General features: G+C 69.2%; 18 protein-coding genes and 1 pseudogene. 18 read left to right on the top strand and 1 reads right to left on the bottom strand.

Translation table 11 applies throughout. The annotated features are described in order from the left end of the window. Nucleotides 1-66: 66 nt before the first annotated feature. Nucleotides 67-1,614, bottom strand: a complete 1,548-nt coding sequence (locus OG904_RS14875; RefSeq protein WP_405491076.1) for a protein kinase domain-containing protein — start codon at nucleotides 1,612-1,614, stop codon at nucleotides 67-69. Between the two features lie 262 nt (nucleotides 1,615-1,876). Between OG904_RS14875 and OG904_RS14870 the strand changes: the two genes are divergently transcribed. From OG904_RS14870 to OG904_RS14785, 18 genes and pseudogenes are all read left to right on the top strand, one after another. Beyond that, complete coding sequence (locus tag OG904_RS14870) at nucleotides 1,877-3,562, top strand: protein kinase domain-containing protein (RefSeq protein WP_405491074.1); 1,686 nt, start codon at nucleotides 1,877-1,879, stop codon at nucleotides 3,560-3,562. 107 nt (nucleotides 3,563-3,669) lie between these two features. Then, nucleotides 3,670-4,092, top strand: coding sequence for a hypothetical protein (locus tag OG904_RS14865; protein WP_405491072.1), 423 nt, complete (start codon nucleotides 3,670-3,672; stop codon nucleotides 4,090-4,092). A 170-nt stretch (nucleotides 4,093-4,262) separates the two neighbouring features. Continuing rightward, entirely contained in the window at nucleotides 4,263-4,775 is a 513-nt protein-coding gene (locus tag OG904_RS14860) for a hypothetical protein (RefSeq protein ID WP_405491070.1), read from the top strand. A 163-nt stretch (nucleotides 4,776-4,938) separates the two neighbouring features. Further along, complete coding sequence (locus tag OG904_RS14855; RefSeq protein ID WP_405491068.1) at nucleotides 4,939-5,631, top strand: PadR family transcriptional regulator; 693 nt, start codon at nucleotides 4,939-4,941, stop codon at nucleotides 5,629-5,631. 32 nt (nucleotides 5,632-5,663) lie between these two features. Further along, a complete protein-coding gene (locus OG904_RS14850) occupies nucleotides 5,664-6,395 on the top strand; it encodes an ABC transporter ATP-binding protein (RefSeq protein WP_405491066.1) in 732 nt (243 codons plus the stop codon). Continuing rightward, nucleotides 6,392-9,247, top strand: a complete 2,856-nt coding sequence (locus OG904_RS14845) for an FtsX-like permease family protein (protein WP_405491064.1) — start codon at nucleotides 6,392-6,394, stop codon at nucleotides 9,245-9,247. The genes OG904_RS14850 and OG904_RS14845 overlap by 4 nt, the downstream gene beginning before the upstream one ends. A gap of 118 nt (nucleotides 9,248-9,365) precedes the next feature. Then, complete coding sequence (locus OG904_RS14840; protein ID WP_405491062.1) at nucleotides 9,366-9,905, top strand: bacterial proteasome activator family protein; 540 nt, start codon at nucleotides 9,366-9,368, stop codon at nucleotides 9,903-9,905. Between the two features lie 324 nt (nucleotides 9,906-10,229). Further along, nucleotides 10,230-11,201 carry an NTP transferase domain-containing protein gene (locus OG904_RS14835; RefSeq protein WP_405491060.1) on the top strand — a complete coding sequence of 324 codons (972 nt, stop codon included), beginning with the start codon at nucleotides 10,230-10,232 and terminating at the stop codon, nucleotides 11,199-11,201. Then, a complete protein-coding gene (locus tag OG904_RS14830) occupies nucleotides 11,198-12,490 on the top strand; it encodes a molybdopterin molybdotransferase MoeA (protein WP_405491058.1) in 1,293 nt (430 codons plus the stop codon). The genes OG904_RS14835 and OG904_RS14830 overlap by 4 nt, the downstream gene beginning before the upstream one ends. Next, complete coding sequence (locus OG904_RS14825) at nucleotides 12,478-13,578, top strand: potassium channel family protein (RefSeq protein ID WP_405491056.1); 1,101 nt, start codon at nucleotides 12,478-12,480, stop codon at nucleotides 13,576-13,578. The genes OG904_RS14830 and OG904_RS14825 overlap by 13 nt, the downstream gene beginning before the upstream one ends. A gap of 75 nt (nucleotides 13,579-13,653) precedes the next feature. Beyond that, a pseudogene (locus tag OG904_RS14820) lies at nucleotides 13,654-14,040 on the top strand (alcohol dehydrogenase catalytic domain-containing protein); the annotation flags it as partial. A gap of 93 nt (nucleotides 14,041-14,133) precedes the next feature. Continuing rightward, nucleotides 14,134-15,888 carry a recombinase family protein gene (locus OG904_RS14815; RefSeq protein WP_405491054.1) on the top strand — a complete coding sequence of 585 codons (1,755 nt, stop codon included), beginning with the start codon at nucleotides 14,134-14,136 and terminating at the stop codon, nucleotides 15,886-15,888. A gap of 590 nt (nucleotides 15,889-16,478) precedes the next feature. Next, a complete protein-coding gene (locus OG904_RS14810; RefSeq protein WP_405491052.1) occupies nucleotides 16,479-17,651 on the top strand; it encodes a phage major capsid protein in 1,173 nt (390 codons plus the stop codon). Between the two features lie 13 nt (nucleotides 17,652-17,664). After that, nucleotides 17,665-17,841, top strand: coding sequence for a hypothetical protein (locus tag OG904_RS14805; protein ID WP_405491050.1), 177 nt, complete (start codon nucleotides 17,665-17,667; stop codon nucleotides 17,839-17,841). A 1,445-nt stretch (nucleotides 17,842-19,286) separates the two neighbouring features. Beyond that, the gene (locus OG904_RS14800; RefSeq protein WP_405491048.1) at nucleotides 19,287-19,532 is read left to right on the top strand and encodes a hypothetical protein; all 246 of its coding nucleotides are present in this window, start codon (nucleotides 19,287-19,289) and stop codon (nucleotides 19,530-19,532) included. Then, a complete protein-coding gene (locus tag OG904_RS14795) occupies nucleotides 19,501-20,025 on the top strand; it encodes a DUF6879 family protein (RefSeq protein WP_405491046.1) in 525 nt (174 codons plus the stop codon). The genes OG904_RS14800 and OG904_RS14795 overlap by 32 nt, the downstream gene beginning before the upstream one ends. A 24-nt stretch (nucleotides 20,026-20,049) precedes the next feature. Then, a complete protein-coding gene (locus tag OG904_RS14790; RefSeq protein ID WP_405491044.1) occupies nucleotides 20,050-20,901 on the top strand; it encodes a helix-turn-helix domain-containing protein in 852 nt (283 codons plus the stop codon). 810 nt (nucleotides 20,902-21,711) lie between these two features. Next, complete coding sequence (locus OG904_RS14785) at nucleotides 21,712-22,725, top strand: NAD(P)H-quinone oxidoreductase (RefSeq protein WP_405491042.1); 1,014 nt, start codon at nucleotides 21,712-21,714, stop codon at nucleotides 22,723-22,725. The last annotated feature ends 91 nt before the right edge of the window (nucleotides 22,726-22,816 follow it).

The raw sequence follows: 22,816 nt of genomic DNA, 5'->3' as shown, positions 1-22,816 counted from the left end.
CCACGGCGAACGGCCCGGCGGAATTCCGCCGGGCCGTTCGCGTGCGTCAGACCGTACGACCCGGGGTCACTGCGCCTCGTTGCCGTTCCCACCGGGGTCGTCCGGGCTCTTCGAGTTCGAAGGCTTCGGGGACGAGGACTTCGACGGGGTCTGCGACGCCGAGTGCGAGGGCGACGCGGAATCCGACGGGGAGCTCGACGGCGAGTACGACGGCGAGTAGCTCGGCGTGTACTTGCTGCGGCTCGGGCTCGGCGAGTAGGAGTACGAGCTCTCCGACGAGGACTTGGACGGGGTGGTGTCCGGGGACGGGCTGTCCGGCGTCGCATCGCCCGAGGAGGAGACCGAGGACGCCGGCGGCGTGCTCGGCGTCTGGCCCTTGCCGCCGAAGCCGTTGACCGCGTACGCCACGCCGCCCGCGACCGCGAGGACCGCGAGGACCGCGAACAGCCACAGCTTCCAGCGGCCGCCGCCCGAGCGGTCGTCGTACCCGTCGTAGCCGTCGTAGCCGCCACCGCCCTGGCCGCGGCCGTTGCCGCCACCGCCGGGGTAGGCCGAACCGTCGTCCGGGTTCAGCGGCGGCACCATCGGCTGCTGGAACTGCGAGGTCGTGGAGTGCGAGCCGTACTGCGGCTGACCCTGGCCGGGCATCGGCATGGCCGTGGTCTGCGAGGGGCCGCGCCCGTGCGGCAGCGCCATGGTGACCGGACCGGTGTTCCAGGTGCCGGTGTTGGGCCCCTGGTCGTGCAGCATCTGCAGGGAGTACTGGACCAGCCCGCGCATCTCCTCGGCGCTCTGGAACCGGTCGTCCGGGTCCTTGGCCAGGGAGCGCATGACGAGCCCGTCGAGCTCCTGCGGGATCTGGTGGCCCTCCGGCAGCTGCGAGGGCGGGATCGGCGCGTCCTGCACGTGCTGGTAGACCACCGACAGCGGGGTCTCCCCGGTGAACGGGGGCCGCAGCGCGAGGAGTTCGTAGAGCAGGCAGCCCGTCGCGTACAGGTCGGAGCGGTGGTCCACGGCCTTGCCGAGGGCCTGTTCGGGCGAGAGGTACTGCGGCGTGCCCATGACCATGCCGGTCTGGGTCATCGTCGACTGCGCGCCGTGCAGGGCGCGCGCGATGCCGAAGTCCATCACCTTGACCGCGCCGGTGTCCGTGATGATCACGTTGGCGGGCTTGATGTCGCGGTGGACGATGCCGTGCTGGTGCGAGTACGCGAGCGCCTCGAGCACGCCGGACACGATGATCAGCGCCTGGTCGGGGCCCGGGGCCTCGGCGCTGATCAGCAGGTCGCGGATGGTGCGGCCCTCGACCAGCTCCATGACGATGTAGGGCACGACGTTCGGGCCGACCCGGTCCTCGCCCGAGTCGTACACGGCGACGACGGCATGGTGGTTGAGGCCGGCGACCGACTGCGCCTCGCGCGTGAAGCGGGCCTTGGACACCGGGTCCTCGGCGAGGTCCGGGCGCAGCAGCTTCACGGCGACGGTCCGGCCCAGCCGGACGTCCTCGGCGGCGAAGACCTCGGCCATGCCGCCGCGTCCGAGACGGTGGGTCAGCCGGTAACGGCCGTCTCCCACCAGGCCGCCCGCGCCCCAGTGCTCAGGACCTTCGGCCATCCCGGCGCCGCTTCCCTCGGGTTCGGGTGCCATCAGTCCTCACCGTCGTCTGTCTCGGCCGCCGCTCAGCGGTAGGTCCTCGTCGTGTGCTCCGACGAACGCTACAGCCTCACAACCGCTCACCGTTCGGACAAGGACCCCCTGTGGCCTTGTGGTCACGGAACGGGAACCTGGCTTGACGTGTGCTTGCCCTCCGGCAGACTGAGGCCGACATGCGCTCAGCCAGAGGCGTAGGGACACATCCCGAGGGGAAGCAACAGTCATGAGCCAGGACGGCACTCAGGGCCAGTACGCGGGCGGCTCTCTTGCCGGTGGCCGTTACCAGCTAAGGGACTTGCTCGGTGAGGGCGGCATGGCCTCCGTCTACCTCGCCTACGACTCGGCGCTCGACCGGCAGGTGGCGATCAAGACCCTGCACAGCGAGCTCGGGCGCGAGCAGTCCTTCCGCGAGCGCTTCCGCCGCGAGGCCCAGGCTGTAGCGAAACTGTCGCACACCAACATCGTCTCGGTGTTCGACACGGGCGAGGGAGTCGTCTCCTTCGCCGACCCCTCGGCGGCCGACGGCGCGGTCATGCCGTACATCGTCATGGAGTACGTCGAGGGCCAGCCGCTCGGCTCGGTCCTGGACGGGGACATCAGGCAGTACGGGGCCATGCCGGCCGACAAGGCGCTGAAGGTGACGGCCGACGTCCTGGCCGCTCTGGAGAGCAGCCACGAGATGGGGCTGGTCCACCGCGACATCAAGCCGGGCAACGTCATGATGACGCGGCGCGGGCTCGTCAAGGTGATGGACTTCGGCATCGCCCGGGCCATGCAGTCGGGGGTCACCTCGATGACGCAGACCGGCATGGTCGTCGGCACCCCGCAGTACCTCTCGCCCGAGCAGGCGCTCGGCCGCGCCGTGGACGCCCGCTCCGACCTGTACTCGGTCGGCATCATGCTCTTCGAGCTGCTGACCGGGCGGGTGCCCTTCATCGCGGACTCGGCCCTGGGCATGGCGTACGCGCACGTGCAGGAGGAGCCGGTCGCGCCGTCCTCGATCAACCGCTCGGTCACCCCGGCGATGGACGCTCTGGTGGCGCGGGCCCTGAAGAAGAACCCGAACGAGCGCTTCCCCACCGCCGCCGCCATGCTCGACGAGGTCGCACGGGTGGCCGGCGCCGGGCACACCGGGGCCCCCGTCATCGTCCCCGGCTCGCACCCCACCAACAGCGGTGCCGGGCTCGGCTCGGCCGTGTTCCCGCCGGTGGACTCCGGTCTTCCGGCGCCGCCGCAGTCGGTGCAGCAGCCGTACCAGTCCCCGTACACCCCGGCGCCGTCCCCGTACGCTCCGGCGCAGACTCCGGCGCCCTCGTCCGGGGCGTACGGGTACCCGCAGCAGTCACACCAGTCGCACCAGCCCCAGCCGCCGACCCCGCAGCCGTACTCGGCTCCGACCCCGCCGCCGTACGCGCTGTCGCCGCAGAGCGCGCAGGCCTCCCCGTCCGCACCGTCCGCGCCGGGGAAGAAGAACACCCAGCTCGTGGTGGGGGCCGTCGTGGTGGCGCTGCTGGTGGTCGGCGGGGTGATCGGGGCCTTCCAGCTGGGCGGGGACAAGGACAAGGGCGACACGGCCAGCCCGGGCTCCTCCACGGCGGCATCCGGTCCGGCGAAGACCGGGCACAAGGGGCCCGACACCACGAAGGTGATCGACGAGGCCAAGTGCAAGTCGCCCTCGAAGGACGCCACCGACGCGACCAAGGTGTCGGCGCCGGACTTCCGGTACATGAACCAGGTCTCGGTGAAGGCGTGCATCCGGGCCGGCGGCTGGAAGTACGAGGCGACGCCCAAGGACGAAGCGGTCTACGGCGAGGGGACGGTCATCGAGCAGATGCCCGCCGCCGGAGCCAAGATCGACCCGAAGAACACCACCTTCACCCTGTACATCTCCACCGGCGACCCGGAGTGATGCCGCCGCAGGGGCGCGCCACGGGTTGATGAACCGGAGTTCGCCCGCCGGGCGCCGGTTCTGATACATACGCGCAGGACACACCCGCCGATCTTCCGGGAGTCCTCTTGCGCAACCTCGTACGCATCCTGACCACGGCCGCCGCCGCGGTCGCGGCCTGCGCGCTCGCCGTCTCGCCCGCCACGGCCGCCGGAGCCTCGTCCAGCTGCGACAGCGCCGGTGCCTACGGCAGCGCCGACTGGACGTGGGTGAACGGCGTCTTCATCGTCCACGTCAAGCTCACCTCCGTGGACACCGCGGACGACGCCCGCGTCGCGGGGGTCCAGCTCTACACCGTGGACCGCTCCGGGCACTCGCACGAATGGCCGTGGCGGTTGAACCGGCGCGGGCACGGGAGCAGCCAGACCTGGGAGACCAACCTCCAGGACGACCGGGGCATCGACCGGGTCGGCGTGCAGGCGGCCGCGTTCAACGACGCCGGCTACCGGTCGCTGTGCGGGTCCGGATCCGTGCGGAACCCGTACTTCTGAACGGCCCGGTGGACAGCCCGGTAGGCGACCCTGCAAACAGCCCGGCAACCGGCCCGGTAGACGACCCCATCTAGGGCCCGGTCGACAGCCCGGAATCCCCCGGAATCCCCCGGAATCCCGAACGGCCCGCACAGGATGCCGGTTTTGTCCGGTTATGCAAATCTGAATCCGTGACTTACGCCCGCGCGCTGCGCTGGACCGCCGGGGCAGCGATGGCAACCGCCACGCTGCTGGTCGCGGCGCCCGCGCACGCCGGGCCGGGGCACGTCTCCACCATCGCCCGCACGGCCTGGGCGGCTCCCGCGGCTCCCGTCGCCGCCACCCCCGTCACCGGGTTCTCCGGCGCTCCCGCGCCCGTGGCCGACGTAGCGGACCGGTCGTTCGAGGATCTCGCCGGGAGCGCCGCCGGGGCCGGGCGGGAACGGCCGGGCCGGCCGGTGGGCGAGCCCGCCAATCCCGAGACCGTGCTCGCCGCGCGGCCCGTCCCGGTGCGCCCGCGCACCGAACCGGTCCCGCAGGCTCCGGTGCCCCCTTCCCCGCCTCCGGTGGTCAGCGCGCTGGGCTCCGAGCCGAACGAGCGGGCCGCCGATCTGGCCGCGCACATACTGCCGCTGGGAACGGGATTCGCCCTGATGGGACTGGGTTTCGGCTACATGGGACTGCGGCTGCGCCGGGGGCACTGACCCCTTCCCGGGCCCCCTCCGAACCAGCTCCGAACCCTCTCCGAACCCGCCCCCGACCCACTCCGGACTCCCTCCCGGGACGGACCCCGGAGAGCGCCTCCCCCTTCCGGTATAGGCCTCAGGGTGGTTGCGGCCGCGGGCATACTCGGTATACATACTGAGTATGTCGATCCGCCACGGCCTTCTCGCCCTGCTGGAACGGGGCCCCCGGTACGGCTCCCAGCTGCGCACCGAATTCGAGTCCCGCACCGGTTCCACCTGGCCTCTCAACGTCGGGCAGGTGTACACCACACTCGCCCGGCTGGAGCGCGACGGCCTCGTCGCGCCCGGCGGCGAGGACACCGCCGGGCACACCCTCTACGCCATCACCGACACCGGACGCTCCGAACTGCGCGAGTGGTACGAGCGCCCCGTCGACCGGACCAATCCACCCCGCGACGAGCTCGCCATCAAACTCGCCATGGCCGTCGGCTCGTCCGGCGTGGACATCCGCGCCGTCATCCAGGCCCAGCGGCACGCCACCGTCCACGCCATGCAGGACTACACCCGGCTCAAGGCCCAGGCCCTCACCGCCATCGAGACCGGCCGCGGCAGCGAGCGCGACGACATCGCCTGGCTGCTGGTCCTGGAACAGCTGATCTTCCAGACCGAGGCCGAAGCCCGCTGGCTGGACCACTCCGAGGCCCGGCTCGTACGGCTCTCCGCGCTCGCGGAGCCCGCACCGGCCGAGGCCGAGCCGCCCGAGACCACCGTCGGGTCCACCGGCACCGCCGTCCCGACCACGACCACCACCACGACCCCGAACCCGACCACCGACCGGCTGCTTCCCCGTACCGCCCGCACGCGGCGGGGCTGAACACCGCTCCACGTCCCAGGGGGGACTCCTTCATGCCTGACCAGCCCGTATTGCAGTTGGACCAGCTCGTCCGCACGCACGGCAGCGGCGCCACCGAGGTGCACGCCCTGCGCGGAATCAACCTCTCCGTGTACCCCGGCGAACTCGTCGCGGTCATGGGCCCCTCCGGGTCCGGCAAATCCACGCTGCTGACCCTCGCCGGCGGACTCGACATCCCGAGCAGCGGCAGGGTGATCGTCGAAGGCACCGACATCACCACCGCGAGCCGCAAGCAGCTGGCCGCACTGCGCCGCCGCAGCATCGGGTACGTCTTCCAGGACTACAACCTGATCCCGGCCCTCACCTCGGCCGAGAACGTGGCCCTGCCGCTCGAACTCGACGGCATCTCCGCCCGCAAGGCCCGCACCAGCGCGCTCGCGGCCCTGCAGGAGATGAACCTCGGACAGCTCGCCGACCGCTTCCCCGACGAGATGTCCGGCGGCCAGCAGCAGCGCGTGGCCATCGCCCGCGCCCTGGTGGGCGACCGCCGCCTGGTCCTCGCCGACGAGCCGACCGGCGCCCTCGACTCCGAGACCGGTGAATCCGTACTGGCCCTGCTTCGCTCGCGCTGCGAGGCCGGCGCGGCCGGAATCCTGGTCACGCACGAGCCGCGGTTCGCGGCCTGGGCCGACCGCGTGGTGTTCCTGCGCGACGGCAGCGTCGTCGACGAGACCCTGCGCAGCCGGGCCGACTCCCTGCTCACCGGGCAGGCGGCCGCTCAGTGATCTCCTCGTACCACTCCTGGATCGCGGCCATCCGGATAGCCCGCCGCGATGCCTGGCGCTCCAAGGGCCGCAGCGCCCTCGTCCTGGCCATGATCGCCCTGCCGATCGTCGGTGTGAGCGCCGTCGACCTCACCGTGCGCAGCTCCCAGCTCTCCGGAGAGCAGCGCATGGAACGGCTGCTCGGCGCGGCCGACGCCAAGGTCAGCGACCCCCACATGGGCACGGCCATCTACCAGAGCCCCGACGCGCAGAGCTACGCCCCGGTCGGCGGCTACGACAAGTACGAGCCGGGCCCCGGCAGCGGGAACGAGGACAGCGCCAACAAGCCCGCGCCTCCGCTCCCGGCCGGAGCCCAGTCCGTCAAGGACAGCAAGTCCTACGGCAAGGTCCGCACCCGGTACGGGATCCTGCAGACCGAGCTGCGGGAAGTGGACCCGGCGAGCCCGCTGGTCAAGGGCCTGTGGACGCTGGAGCGCGGCCGGCTGCCGCAGACTGCGGGCGAGATCATCGCCAGCACCTCCTTCCTGGAGCAGTCCGGGTACTTCGTCGGCTCCAGCGTGGTCCCGCGCGAGTCGACCACCTCGTACAAGATCGTGGGCGCCTACGAGCTGCCCGACGCGCTGGGCCAGCCGCAGCTCCTCGCCCCGCCCGGCACCCTGCTGGCCCCGCTCGACCGGGACATGAAGGCCGCCGGCAGCCCGGGCGTGCGCACCCAGGACGAGTACCTGGTGAAGGTCGGCGGCGCCGGCTTCACCTGGGACCTGGTCAAGCAGGCCAACGCCCAGTCCCTCCTCATCGAATCGCGCGTGGTCCTGCTGAACCCGCCCGCCGACTCCGAAGTGCCGCTCTTCACGCAGCAGCCGCGCGACCGCTACCAGTCCGGCAGCTTGGTCGGAGCCACCGAACTCGCCGTCCTCTCCACCGTCGTCGGCCTCGCCATGCTGGAGATCTGCCTGCTGGCCGGACCCGCCTTCGCGGTCGGCGCCCGGCGCTCGCGGCGCCAGCTCGGCCTCGTCGGCGCCAACGGCGGCGACCGGAGGCACATCCGGGCCATCGTGCTCTCCGGCGGCCTGGTCATCGGCGCCGCTGCCGCCGTCATCGGCACCGCCATCGGCATCGCCCTCACCGTGGGCCTGCGGCCGGTGCTCGAGGAGACGATCGGCAAGCGCTTCGGCGGCTTCGACGTCCGCCCGCTGGAACTGCTCGGCATCGGCCTGCTCGCCGTCCTGACCGGGCTGCTGGCCGCCATCGTGCCGGCCGTCACCGCCTCCCGGCAGACCGTGCTCGCCTCGCTGACCGGACGCCGCGGCGTGCGCCGGGCCAACCGGATACTGCCCGTCCTCGGCCTGCTCGCCATCGCGGGCGGCACGGTCATCGCCCTGTACGGAACCGTCTCCAAGATGGGCTCCACCGTCGTCGCGGGCGGCAGCGCCATTGCCGAACTGGGCATCGTCGCCCTCACCCCCACCCTGGTCGGCCTGTTCGGGCGGGCCGGACGATGGCTGCCGCTGTCGCCCCGGCTCGCGCTGCGCGACGCCGTCCGCAACCGGGGGCGTACGGCCCCGGCCGTGGCCGCCGTCCTGGCCGCCGTCGCCGGCACCGTCGCGGTGGCCACGTACCAGCACAGCCACGAGACCCAGGCGCGGCACGAGTACGTCGCCGAACTGCCCTACGGGGCCGGGCTGATCGAGACGAGCGAGAACTCCGCGTTCCGGGACGTGCCCTCGATGCGGGAGGCCCTGGCGAAGGAACTCCCGCTGGACGTACGGGCCGACGTGGAACGTCTGGTCGTCGGCAAGCCGGGCTGCTCCGGGTACACCACCAGCCAGGACTGCGGACGGGCCGAGATCGTCATCCCGAAGGAGCAGCGCTGCCCCCTCTACACGGCCAAGAACGGACCCGCTTCCTTCACCCTGGAACAGCGCAGGGAACTGCGCAACGACTGGCGGTGCAAGGACCAGCCCTTCGGCGTCCGGATCCCCCTGGTCGTCGCCGACGAGAAGCTGCTCACCGTCCTGGCCACCGCGGACCCGGGTGCGGTGGCCGCGCTGAAGGCGGGCAAGGCCGTCTCCTTCAAGAAGCAGAACGTCCAGGCCGACAAGGTCACCGTCCGGCTGATCATGGGCCGTGACGAGCCCGCCGAGGGCTACGCGCCCGGCGAGCCGGCACCCGGCCAGGACAAGGTGTTCGCCGCCTACCAGGCCCCCGAGTCGGCCAAGGGCTACGGCCTGGAGCTGGTGCTCCCCGCCTCGGCCGCCAAGGCCGCCGGGATCGCCACCGCCCCCTTCGGCTCGTACTTCACCCTCGACGGGGGCGCGAGCTCCGAGCAGCGGCAGCGTCTGGACGGGGCCCTGGACAAGATGGGCCTGGACACGGCCATGAAGATCGAGAAGGGCTACGAGGGCGACGACAGCCTGGCCATGCTCGCCCTGACCGTCTTCGCGGGCCTGGTCACCATCGGTGCGGCCGGCATCGCCACCGGGCTGGCCCAGGCCGACGCCGAAGGCGACCTGAAGACCCTCGCGGCGGTCGGCGCACCCCCGCGGGTGCGGCGCACGCTCAGCGGCTTCCAGTGCGGGGTGGTCGCGTTGATGGGCGTGGTCCTCGGCTCGGCGGCAGGCCTGCTGCCCGCCGTCGGACTGCGGCTCACCGAGCGGCGGGCCGCGGCCGACATGATCCGCCACGGCATCGAGAACGGCTACTCGGCCGCCTCCGAGACCGTGCCGTACATGCCGATCGCGGTGCCGTGGTCGACGCTGGCCGGTCTGCTGATCGCGGTCCCGGTGGGCGCGGCCCTGCTGGCGGCCCTGGTCACGCGTTCCAGCGGTGCGCTGGCACGGCGCGAGGTCTGACCGGCACACGGACCGACGACGGCGGCGGACGGCGGATGTTGGTGCCCCCGCACAGGGTGGATCACGCCTGTGCGGGGGCACACCGTGTGAATACGAAGGTGTGCGAGACAATGACGGCATGGAGATGCCGAGGAGTGAACGGTCGCAGGACAGCCCCCCGCACGGTCTGATCGTGGGCCAGGACGGGATGCCGGTCGGCGGCGCCGATGACGAGTCGCGCGAGGTCCCGGTGACGGAGATGGTCGAACAGCCCGCCAAGGTCATGCGGATCGGCAGCATGATCAAGCAACTCCTGGAAGAGGTACGCGCCGCGCCTCTGGACGAGGCCAGCCGGGTCCGTCTCAAGGACATCCACGCCGCGTCCGTGAAGGAGCTGGAGGACGGCCTGGCTCCCGAGCTCGTGGAGGAACTGGAGCGCCTTTCCCTCCCGTTCACCGAGGAGGCGATCCCCTCCGAGGCGGAACTGCGGATCGCCCAGGCCCAGTTGGTGGGCTGGCTGGAAGGCCTCTTCCACGGCATCCAGACCGCCCTGTTCGCGCAGCAGATGGCGGCGCGGGCCCAGCTGGAGCAGATGCGCCGCGCCCTGCCGCCCGGCTCCTCCCACGATGACGACGAGGACGGCCCCCACGGCGCGGTCCGCTCGGGCCCGTACCTCTAAGCCCCACCCCCCGGGGCCGCCCACCGGGCGGCCCCGGACCTGTACCCCGGTCCGGCCCGCCGGGGCCCCTTCAGCCCGTCGCGGCCCCTTCAGCCCGTCCGGCGTTTGAGGACCGGGTCCGGGCAGCGCCCGTGTCCTTCAGCCCGTCCGGCGTTTGAGGACCGGGTCCGGGCAGCGCCCGGGGAACGGTGGAAGGGCGGGTAGGGGACTCCGCCCCGCGCAGCGGCTCCGCCCCACGCAGCGGCCGGCCACCTCACAACGGCCCCGTAAGCAAGCGGTAAACGACGGAACCCATCCGCAACGCGCCCCCCGCATACTCGGAGGATGACCTACGACGCCATCGTGCTGGCCGGCGGCGCCGCACGGCGACTCGGCGGGGCCGACAAGCCCGGCCTCCTCGTCGGCGGCCGCCCCCTCCTCGACCGCGTCCTCGACGCCTGCTCCGACGCCCGGACCACCGTGGTCGTCGGCGGCCGCAGGCCCACGCCGCGCCCCGTCCGCTGGACCCGCGAGGATCCCCCCGGCGGCGGCCCCCTCGCCGCACTGGACGCCGGGCTGCGGCAGACCACGGCCGCACGGGTCCTCGTACTCTCCGCCGATCTGCCGTTCCTGGACCGGGAAACGGTCCGTACCCTCCTCGGCACCCTCCTCGACGCGCCCGGCGGCGACGGAGCCATGCTCCGGGACCCGGACGGCCGCGACCAGCCCCTGGTCGCCGCGTACCGCGCCGAGCCCCTGCGCAGGGAAATCGCCCTGCTGGCCACGGAACACGGCTCCGTGACCGGCCTCCCCCTGCGCGCCCTCACCGCCGAACTCGACCTCACCCCCGTCACCGCGGCTGCGCCACTCGCCTCTTTCGACTGCGACACCTGGGACGATCTCGCCGCCGCCCGCGCCCGGATCAGAGAGCATGGAACCGTGCTGGAGCAATGGATCACCGCCGCCAAGAACGAGCTGGGCATCGACGTGGCCGTCGACACCAAGACCCTGCTCGACCTCGCCCGTGACGCCGCCCACGGCGTCGCCCGCCCCGCCGCCCCGCTGACGACCTTCCTTGTCGGCTACGCGGCGGCCCGGGCCGAAGCACGTGGCGCCGACCCCGCCGAGGCCGTGGCCGAGGCCTCCCGCAAGGTCGCCGACCTGGCACTGCGCTGGGCCGCGGAGGCAGCCGGGACCGCGGACGCGAACCCGGCGGAGACGGCCGCGAGCGCTGACTCCACCTCGGCGCAGACGCGACCCGCGGACGCCGCCTCCGCTGACGCCGCCGCCGACGCCGGAGAGACCGGCTCCGGATGACCGCCGACGCCGACCACGCCCTCGACCAGGCCCTCGCCCTGGTCAGCCGCAACCCGGACGGCGGCGGCCACCGGGCCGCGCCCTGGCTCCGCGCCCGGGAGGCCGCCACCCGCGCCGGGTCGGCCGTCCGCGGCCGCAGCCACCAGGTCGCCCTGCCGGACGCCCTCGGCGAGGTGCTGGCCGCGCCCCTGGAGGCCCTCGGCGACCTGCCGTCCTTCGACACCTCCGCCATGGACGGCTGGGCCGTCGCCGGACCCGGCCCCTGGACGCTCCGCGTCGGCGACAGCGCGCTGGCCGGGAGCGAACGCCCCGCGCCCCTCGCGGACGGCGAGGCCGTACGGATCGCCACCGGCGCCCGGATCCCCGCCGACACCACCGCCGTGATCCGCAGCGAGCACTCGCGGGCGGCCGGCACGCAGCTGTACGCCGACCGGCCCGTCGCCACCGGCCAGGACATCCGCCCGCGCGGCCAGGAGTGCCGCTCCGGCGACCTGCTGCTGCCCGCCGGGTCCCTGGTGACCCCGGCCGTCCTCGGCCTCGCCGCGGCCGCCGGGTACGACGAGCTCATCACCCGCCCCCGGCCCCGCGTCGAGATCCTGGTGCTCGGCGACGAGCTGCTCACCGCGGGGCCCCCGCACGACGGCCTCATCCGCGACGCGCTGAGCCCCATGCTGGGCCCCTGGCTGGCCCGGCTCGGCGCCGAGGTGATCGCCACCCGGCGGCTCGGGGACGACCCGGCGGGCGCCGCGGCGCTGCTGAAGGCCGTCAACGACTCCCCCGCCGATCTGGTCATCACCACCGGCGGCACCGCCTCCGGCCCCGTCGACCACGTACACCCCGTCCTCGCCGAGGCCGGAGCCGAACTGCTCGTCGACGGGGTCGCCGTGCGCCCCGGCCACCCGATGCTGCTGGCCCGGCTCGGCGGCGGGACACCCGGCCAGGACCCGGTCCGCCACCTGGTGGGCCTGCCGGGCAACCCGCTGGCCGCCGTGTCCGGGCTGCTGACCCTCGCCGAACCGCTGCTGCGCGCCCTCGCCGGCCGCGGCGCGCGCCCCCGGTACGCGGTGCCCGTGCGGGGCGACGTACCGGGCCACCCGCACGACACCCGGCTGGTACCGGTCCTGCTGACCGACGAGCACGCGGTGCCGCTGCGCTACAACGGCCCGGCGATGCTGCGCGGGGTGGCCGCCGCCGACGCACTGGCCGTCGTACCGCCGAACGGCGCGAAGTCCGGGCAGGACCTGGAGATCCTCGATCTGCCGTGGGCCTCCGGGGGATGTTTCACGTGAAACTTCACGGCTCCGACGCGATGGCACGCGGCGCCGACGAGAAGCTCGTCTCGCGCCGCATCAAACTGCCCAAGCGCGTCGTCGAGAAGCCGCTGCGGCAGGTCACCCGGCGACTGATGATGGCGCTGTTCGTCATGTGCCTGACGGTGCTGATCGTGTGGATCGACCGCGACGGCTACCACGACAACGCCAACGACAAGGTCGACTTCCTCGACTGCGTCTACTACGCGACCGTGACCCTGTCGACGACCGGCTACGGCGACATCGTCCCGTACAGCGACAGCGCGCGGCTGGCCAACGTCCTGCTGATCACGCCGCTCCGCGTGCTGTTCCTGATCATCCTGGTCGGCACCACGCTGGAAGTCCTGACCGACCGCACCAGGGAAGAGTGGCGCCTCAGCCGCTGGAGGAAGAACTTGCGTGACCACACGGTCGTCGTCGGCTTCGGCACGAAGGGCCGCTCGGCCCTCCAGACCCTGCTGGCCACCGGCCTCCACCGGGACCAGGTCGTCATCGTCGACCCCAGCGCCAAGGTGATCGACATCGCCAACTCGGAGGGGTTCACGGGGGTCGTCGGCGATGCCACGCGCTCCGAAGTGCTGCTGCGCGCCGAGCTGCAGAAGGCCCGTCAGATCGTCATCGCCACGCAGCGGGACGACACGGCGGTACTGGTCACCCTGACGGCCCGCCAGCTCAACCGCGGCGCGAAGATCGTGGCGGCCGTCCGGGAAGAGGAGAACGCGCCGCTGCTGCGCCAGTCCGGCGCGGACGCGGTCATCACGAGCGCCAGTGCGGCGGGCCGGCTGCTCGGGCTCTCGGTGCTCAGCCCTAGCGCGGGCACGGTGATGGAGGACCTGATCCAGCAGGGCAGCGGCCTCGACCTGATCGAGCGTCCGGTCAGGAAGGCCGAGGTCGGCAAATCGGTCCGGGACACCGACGATCTGGTCGTCAGCGTCCTGCGCGGCCACCGCCTCCTCCCGTACGACGACCCGCACGCGAGCCCGCTCCAGTTGACGGACCGCCTGATCACGATCGTCCGCGCCGTCCCGCCGACTTCCCCGCCCGTGGTGCTGGGCTCGGCGGAGTGACCCGGCGCGCACGTCAGCGCCGCGGTCGGCTCCGTGGCCCTGCGCCCGGCCGGTGCGACCGGTAGCCTCCGGGCCATGCATGCGATCACCATCGAACAGCCCGGCGGCCCAGAGGCCCTGGTGTGGGCCGACGCACCCGACCCGGTGCCCGGCAACGGCGAAGTACTCGTCGAGGTCGCGGCCGGCGCCGTGAACCGCGCCGACGTCCTGCAGCGGCAGGGTTTCTACAACCCCCCGCCCGGCGCCTCGCCCCATCCGGGCCTGGAGTGCTCCGGGCGGATCTCCGCGATCGGCCCCGGGGTCTCCGGCTGGTCCGTCGGCGACGAGGTGTGCGCGCTGCTGGCCGGCGGCGGGTACGCGGAGAAGGTGGCGGTCCCGGCGGGCCAGCTGCTGCCGGTGCCCGCGGGCGTGGACCTGGTGACGGCGGCGGCGCTGCCGGAGGTCGTGTGCACGGTCTGGTCGAAAGAGCTTGTGACGACTCCCCCAGGGGGAGCGCTCGCCGCGTAGGCAACCGTCGCGCTCCCCCTCCTGAGACTAGGAACGGGAGAGCGCCACATGGGCAAGCAGAGCCTCAACAACTACGTAGCAAGGGAAGCGGCCGACGACCGGCCCCGCGCGGTGCTGTACGCGCGTCAGAGCAAGCTCAACGAAGACGGCAGCGACGCAAGCCCCCTCATGCAGTGGGAGGCAGGGGAAGCGCTCTGTGCCGCACGTGGGTACCGCGTAGTCAAGCGATTCCGCGACGTGGGGAAGTCCGGTTGGGACCCCAGCGTTCGACGTGACGGCTTTGACGAAATGATGAATTGGGTACGCGACGGCAAGTGTGACGTCGTGGTCATCTTCACCCTTTCCCGCCTTACCCGAATGGGCGCTCAAGAGGCTTTCGCCATTGAGAAGGTAATGCGGGATAACGCCGTGTCCCTGGTCAGCGTCCGTGAACCGTACCTTGACACCAGCGACCCCATCGGCGCGGGAATCTTCGCCATCATCGCTGGACTCGCCAAGCAGGAGTCCGACACCAAGTCGGCGTTCATCGTGAACACCAAAGAGCTTGCTCGAAAGGCAGGCGGCCACGTATCCGGCAACGCGCCGTTCTGGGGCGAGAACGTCAAGGCGTTCACACCCGAAGGCGTCAAGTACGTCAAGATCACACCGACAGAGAGCGGGCGCTCAACCGTTCTCCTCATGCGCGAAATGGCGGAGAAGCAAGGTCTTACGCCGGGGCAGATTGCCGAGAAGCTGACGAAAGATCCTGATCACCCGGCCCCCGGCTGGCGAACTCCGCAAGGTGTGGCCCGTGTAGACGCTCGCCGTAAGCGCGGAAACTTCAAGCAGCACGCGGAGCCGCATTGGACACCTCAAGCCGTATTGCGCACCCTTCGTGACCCCCGTATTGCCGGTATGGCCGCTAACCGCGTCACGTCGGACAAGTGGGAGATCCGACGGGACGAAAACGGCGACCCCATGCACGTGCACGACCAGATCATCACCCCGGCTGAGTGGTACGTCTTGCAGACGGTAATTTCCACCGAAGGCAAGATGCGTAGGCCCTATCACGGCGGCACCTATCTGCTGACCGGCTGGCCGATCATGTTCTCTTACTGCGGGGCCACCACAAGCACGACCATGAATGACGGCATCCCCCGCTACCGCAGCAACCGAACCGGAGCCGCCGCAAAGCAAATGGGCGTGACTCGCATCAGCGTCCGCGTGGACGAGACCGACGCATACGTTGCCCGCAAGGTGTGGGCCCGTCTGATGAATCTGGACCCAACCAACGATGACGACATGACCCTTATGACTGCCGTCGCCGAGAAGTTCGCCCGGCAGCAGGACACGGCAGGTGTAGCGGTCGAGTGCAACGAACTTGAGGCCCAGCTCAAGCACACGGAAATGAGCCTCTTGGAAATCTACGCCGACAAGAAATCCGGTCTCTACAAGGGAAATGTGGGCCGGGCAGCGTTCACAGAAGCTGTTCAGTCCATGCAGCGGACGGAGCAGATTTGCCGAGACCGCCTCAAGGAACTGCGAGCGCAGCAAGTGAAGGCCGTAAAGGTGCCTTTGGAAGACTGGCGAAATGGAACTCCGGACGAAGACCCGATCGGGCCGGGCTCACTCTGGGCCCAGTGGGGCATGATCAAGCGTCGCGAGTTCCTGAGCTTCTGGCTTGACCATGTCGAAATCGGGCCCCGGACAAAGCCGGGACGGGTGCAGGACATTGCCGACCGCGTAACGGTCCACTGGGCTAATCCGGAACCGGAAGAGGCCGAAGAGAACGGGGAGCAGACCGACGAGCTGATCAGCGCGTGACACTGAGGGGCCCCGGCGTGCGGATAACACGCCGGGGCTTCCCCCAGGATCGCAGAGACCACAGAAAGAACATGAACGCGACCTAGCCGCCCGCTTGAGCCCCTGAGACGGCACGACTGACACCCAACGTCGCTGGGCCCGACTCAGGTCCGTAGAGAGCCCCGTGAGCCCCTTGAGGCTGGCGGGGCTTTCTTGTCGGCACAGACTTGACATGGACACGATAAGCAGAGAGCCGGGGCACGCAGGGTGTGACGGCGGGGCGGGCTTCGCTCAGCGGGTGTGGTGCGGTGGCGGTTCTTTTGTATTTTCTGATTGCCTAAGAGAAACCTAAGGGCAAACCGAAGTCATCCAAGAATCACCAAAACGCCACACGGTGACCGGCGTCACAGTATCAAGCCTCCACCACCTCAGGTGACGGATCAAATCCTGGCAACCCTCACGCTCCAGGGGGAACCAGAGACTCGACGCGAAGCCAGTCGCACAGCAATAACGCACGTGCGTTATTGCTATATCGAGGGTGTGATTTCTAATTCGAACACACATTCGCGATTGGACCTGGTCGGGTAATCCCTACACTCAGAGGAGTCAGGTTGTCTCACGCCGAACAGGCGCGCAGCTACATGATGAAGCGCGACGAATATACGGACCTTCTCGCGAAGCTGAATTTGGACCCACACAATCACAACCTGAGCGCTGGCGAACTAAATGCGGAGTCGGAGCTACTCGACAAGATCCGCGACACGGACAACCAGATGAAGCGCCACCTTGAGGCGGCTGCCAAAGAAGAGGCGGCAATGCGGGTTGCATCACCCCTGCAACTCATGGGAACAACCCGTAAGTTCGATTCGAAGGAAAACCGCATGGCTGCTGTAATTCCGGGCGAGCTTCTGGCGCGCTCGCTTGAAATTGCGCGGGACGTTACAACGCCGAGTACAGGCAAGGCTTTCAGCCCAGAAGACATGGCGAAGAAGTTCGTTGATCTTTTGGCGCCTCAGTCGGTCGTAATGACATCGGGCGTCACCCGTGTACAGACGAACGCCGAGACGTACTCGTTCCCCACAATTCGCTCCGACTTCACGGCTGGGTTCGTCGGTGAACTGGATGACCTGCCAACCGGCGGATTTGGTGCTGAGCCGCTGAAGGTGACGCCAAAGAAGATTGCAGCCGCTGACATGCTCGCCAATGAGCTCGTGGAAGACGGCGGGGCTGCATTTATGGACCCCGTTGCCAAGTCGCTCATGCGGTCGGTTTCCCTGGGGTTCGACCGCGAAGCCCTCGTTGGCACGGGAGCCAATAAGGGGTTCGTTGGCATAGCGAACATGCCCGGAATTCAGCGGCATGCGGTAACGGGCGAATTTAAAGACCTTGATCCCTTTATTGCCGCTTTCGGCAAGCTGGAAGCGGTGAACTCGAAGGCCACCGCCGTTGTTATGCATCCAACTGTGTGGGCTGGGATTATGGCCCTGCGCGAAACCTCTGGTTCGCTCAAGCCCCTTCTGAGCGAGTCCGCCGGTTCTCCTACTGCTGGTGTTCAGCGTTCGATCCTCGGCGTTCCAGTATGGATCTCTTCTTTCATGCCGCTGACGGATGTTCTGACCTATGAGGCAGACCAGATTTTCGCCGTGTGGCGCAAGGATGCGGGCTTTCAGATTTCTGATCAGTTTGGATTTATGAAAGATGGCACTGCCGTGCGAGCGATCGCCCGCGCCGCTATCGCTGTCCCGAACGCTGCATCCGTCTGCAAGATTACCCTTTCCGCCTAAGAGGAGATTCCCAATGTTTTTCACCAACACCACTGAGCGAACCGCGACCATCCGCATGAAGAGCTATATGGGCTACGGTCCGACTAAGGATGGCGTTCCGGCTTATGCTCTCCATAATGGCGAGACGTACGACGTTCCCCAGCCTGAAGCAGATTGGCTGATTGGCACTGATCTCGCAGAGCGCGTCTAAGAATGTTCGTTGAATTGCTCTCAGGGGTGCGCATTGATGGTGCACCCCTGGGGGCGGGTATGTGTTTGGAGTGCCCCAGCGACGTAGGGGGGTACCTAACCGAAAACGGGTGGGGGCGCAATCGGGCGGCTGCCCACAAGCTCAGCGACGGCCGTTCGGTCATCGCATTCAGGGTGCGTGAGATTCCTGGCACTGCTGAGGAACTGAGCGAATGGCCGTCGTGGATGCGCCCTGCATGGATGCGGCCCGACGGTCGGGCAGCGCTCAGCGGCGACAATAACCAATGGGTTCCGGCGCGCTGCCGGTTGTGTCTGCGCTTTGGGTACAGACTCAAGGACCGATTGCCCCATTCAGCGCGACGTGACGAGCGCGCCGATTCCTGGTCCATTGAATGCAAACATTGCCGTCCCATTGTTGGGCCAACATCAGGTGCATAGGGGTATTCAGGCCAGAAGTTCAACAACATTGCCGCTCAGCGATCCCAGCCCCAGCTCCTTTTTCGCGTCCGTCCCGGCCAACCCCTTCCGGACTGTCCGCTAACTCAAGAGGGGAAGCAATGAGACGAAGGTGCGCGCACACTCCGTGCGATGTGTCGATTCCTGCCGACGCTGACCGGCGCACACGGTATTGCAGCGACGCTCACCGCAAGGCAGCGGCCCGCGCCCGCAAGGCAACCACAACGGCATCCCAGAGCCGCCCTGCGCCCGCCTCAGTGGACGCGGAGCGCTACCCGGCACTTCGGGCCGTCTGGGATGCCGTAGCCGCTCAGATCGTCGCTGAGGGCGTCACGGTCCCAGGTTCGTCCGGTGTGCCCGTGGCTCACCCGCTCTTGCGCTTCTTGGGGCAGCTCGATGCGGCCCTGTCGGCACACGAGCAGACAGCCGACCTCGGCGTGTCGGCCGACCCCGTTGAGGCTGCCCGCGCGGCTGCTGCCGCTGCCCTGGATGCGTACCGTCGTGGTCAGTGACGAACTCCGCGAGCTGTGCTGCGAGTTGGCGGAACATGACACCCCGGAGCACCACCCCTTGTGGCCGGTACTCGCCACGCTGTACCGGCTCGAACTCGGTTCCGCGCCAAGCGCGTTGGACCTGTTCGTCGTCGGCTGCTGCCCCCGGCACTTTTAGCCCCTGCCCCCTGCCCCCTGCTGCCCGTGTGGGCGGTGGGGGGCTTTGCCGTACGTGGGCGCGCCTTCGAATGAAAGGCTGCACCTAGGCCGGCTGCGGGAGCGAGGCGCTGTTTACCCTTTCACCCCAAGGTTTCTGCCCGCCTTCGATTCAGCGCCCAAGCCTCCATGGCCGCTTCTTCCCTGGGGCTGGCGACGGGGGTTGCTCGCGTCCGCCGCCACTTGCTCAACCCCATTGCCTGGTGGCCCTCTTGCGCTGGCTCACGCGTAGGGGTGAGGCTCATGCAACCAGACGCAACTGACTAGTCAGGAGTGCAAGGTCATGGCTCTACTGTTCTTCGGCAAAGACCCCAACAGCAACGGCGACAACTGCCCCAGCGTGTGGGTAGACGACATGTCGGCCGATCTCGTCATGCAGGGCGTGAAAGCCGATAAGGCCACGGAAGCGGAATGCCTCAAGGTTGGCGGCATCCCCGACCACGAGGGTGTCGTACGCATCCCGGTAAGCATGGTGGACCAGATCAGGAAGGCGTGTGATGAAGCCGAGCAGCGTGCCGCCATTCGGTGAGCTGATCGCAGGGTGCCAGAGGTCGGCCGTTCACCTGGAGCTGCGCGACTCGTACGGCATCGCCTCGGAGGATGAAGACTTCGCCAGGTGGCGAGAGCTTGGCGAGATCAGCCCGGCGTCCGTAGAGGGCCGCCGCCCGTGGCTGGACCTGGTGAAGGAGGCTGTGAGTCGGGGTGTTGTCATGCGGCGTGCCCGCATCGTCTCCGTGCCGGTCAGCGAGTACATCCGGTACGAGCACGCGGGTACGTATCTCAACGTCGGGGCCGGTGAGTTGATCCGCTGGCTCCCCCGTCCTGAGGCTGCCACGCTCGCTTTGCCCGGGGCGGACTTCTGGCTTTTCGATGACCGTCTCATCCGCTTCGGCTACTTCGCCGGAGACGGGGCATTCGTGGGCCACGAGCTGAACGACGATCCACAAGTGACCAAGATGTGCGCCGACGCGTTCGAGTCTGTTTGGGACCGTTCCACACCCCACGAGGAGTTCGCGGTCTGACCCTCGTCAGCCCTCCGCCAGCCCATGCCCAGCTATCAATCATCCAGCGTCGAGAACGCACGCAAGGCCGTCGCGGCACGTCTGCGGGAGGTTCGCCTTGACGCTGGCCTGAAAGGGCATGAGTTGGCGGCTCGCTGCGGCTGGCACAAGTCCAAGGTGTCCCGCATCGAGAATGCGATCACACCGCCCTCGGACGCGGACATTCGCGATTGGTGCGCTGGGTGTGGTGCTGACGACCAGGCCCCGGACATCGTTGCCACCTCACGCACGGCTGACTCCATGTACCTGGAGTGGAAGCGCCTCCAGCGAACCGGCTTGCGCCGTCTCCAGGAGTCCCGTGTCCCGCTGTACGAGCGAACCAAGCTGCACCGGGGGTACGCCTCCCACCTTGTGCCCGGACTGTTCCAGACACCTGCCTACGCCGCCGCGCTCCTCTCGTCCATCAGCCGGTTCCATGGCACCCCCAACGACACGGCGGAAGCAGTCGACGCCCGCATGTCCCGCGCCCGTGTTCTGCATCAAGGAACACACCGCTTCGCACTGCTGGTAGAGGAAGCAGTGTTGCGCTACCAGGTGGGCGACCCCGAGACGATGGCCGGACAGTTGGGGCACCTGCTATCCGTCATGTCACTGCCTGCTGTCTCACTCGGGATCATCCCTTTCGCAGCGCGTGAACGAGGCATGTGGACCTTGGAGACATTCGACATTTTCGATGATCAGCGCGTGCATGTGGAATTGCTGACGGCACAGGTGACGCTCACGGCGCCGGGCGAAGTAGGCATGTACGTCAAGGCATGGGGTGACCTACAGAAAATGACGGCGTATGGCGCAGAGGCCCGCACCCTGGTCACTGCCGCAATCGACGCGCTGCGTTGAGAAGTCGTGTGCAACAGCGTAGAACTCGCTGGAAGTTGGCCCCGGTCGATTCCTAGCGTGGTCGTCATCGGACCACGTGAGGGGACGGCAAGACATGGCAGCGACGACTGATACGGACGCTCGACTCTGGGAGTACGAGACCTTTGCGCCGCCGGGCGAGACGTGCCCCTCGTGCATGCAGCCGGTAGGGACCCTGGACCGTTGCCGCCGGGGTGCCATTCCCCGTACTTCGGGTCCTGACGTGGTGATCTACCGGCACATCGACTGTGCCGACCCGGAAGGGCTCATCAGGCGGTCAAAGCGGTGACGCTTCCCGTTGGCAAGGTGGATCGATTAGAGCCGGTCGCCGTCCCTGGGTGCCGCACCTGCGCGGGTAGGCACGTCGCCCGGGAGGTTGCCCGCCAGAGGGGCGCAATGGGCCTCGTAAGGGCCTACAGCCGCCAGATTGCCCAGCACCCCCACCGCGCGCCTGAAGGGCTGTGACAGCCCCACCACAGCGCCGATCTCCGTTCATACCCACACGCCGACCCCAACGCCAGAACGGGGGGCGGACCGGCGGGGAACCTCGTTGGTCTCTGTGGACCCAGGGTGATCTCTGCGGCTACTGCTGCGGAGCGGGGGCCGTGTGGTGTCCCGACTGTGCGGGGTTCGCTGGCTGTGACACCTGCCTCCACACGTTCAAGGTCAAGTGCCCCACGTGCTCAGTGGGCACCCGCGAGAAGTGGACCCCCCGCTAGAACGGCCCCGTCAGTGCCCATCCCCCGAGGCACTGGCGGGGCTCCGTGCTGTCTCTGGCAGTAGCGTCGGAATATGAAGGCAATCACGATCACCGAATCAGGTGGGCCGGAAGTGCTGTCCTGGTCCACGGTGCCGGACCCTGTAGCAGGGCCGGGCGAAGTGCTCATCGACGTTGTAGCCAGTGCAGTGAACCGCGCGGACATCCTCCAACGGCAAGGGCTCTACAACCCACCCGCCGGGGCGTCCCCGTACCTCGGACTTGAGTGTTCCGGCCACGTGGCAGCGCTGGGCGAAGGCGTGTCCGGCTGGGAAGTCGGGCAGCCCGTGTGCGCGCTGCTGAGTGGCGGGGGCTACGCCGAGAAAGTAGCCGTGCCTGCGGGCCAGGTGCTTCCTGTACCGAAGGGGGTGTCGGTTGCCGACGCTGCGGCGCTGCCAGAGGTGACGGCAACGGTGTGGTCTAACATCTTCATGGGTGGGGGTAACGCCACAAGCTCCAACGTGTTCATGGTGGCCGGCCTGCGCCCCGGCGAGACCCTGCTGGTGCACGGCGGGTCGAGCGGCATCGGGACGATGGCGATCCAGCTGGCGAAGGCCGTGGGCGCTCGGGTCGCGGTGACGGCGGGCGGCAAGGAGAAGCTGGCGCGCTGCGCGGAACTGGGCGCGGACATCCTGATCGACTACCGCGAGCAGGACTTCGTGGAGGAGCTGCGGGCGGCCACGGACGGCGCCGGGGCGGACGTGATCCTGGACATCATGGGCGCGAAGTACCTGACCCGGAACGTGGACGCGCTGGCCGTGAACGGCCGCCTGGCGATCATCGGGCTCCAGGGCGGGGTCAAGGCCGAGCTCAACCTGGCCACGCTGCTGGCGAAGCGGGCGGCGGTCACCGCCACCACCCTCCGGGCACGGCCGCTGGACGAGAAGGCCGCGATCGTCGCGGCCGTACGGGAGCACGTGTGGCCCCTGGTCGAGGCGGGCCGCATCCAGCCGGTGGTGCACGCGACGTACCCCATGCGGGAGGCGGCCGAGGCGCACCGTGTCCTGGAGTCGAGCACCCACGTGGGCAAGCTGCTGCTGACCGTTTGATTTGCCCAGCTGAATTGCCCAGCCCCTCCGGCGTTTGAGGAGCGGGGTCCGGGGCGGGGTGGGGGAAGTCCCGCGCAGCGGAACCCCCGCA

The sequence above is a fragment of the Streptomyces sp. NBC_00096 genome (assembly GCF_045041305.1).
Taxonomy (GTDB): domain Bacteria; phylum Actinomycetota; class Actinomycetes; order Streptomycetales; family Streptomycetaceae; genus Streptomyces.
Note: the sequence above shows the minus strand (reverse complement) of the source record. Positions and strands in the feature narration are given on the sequence as shown.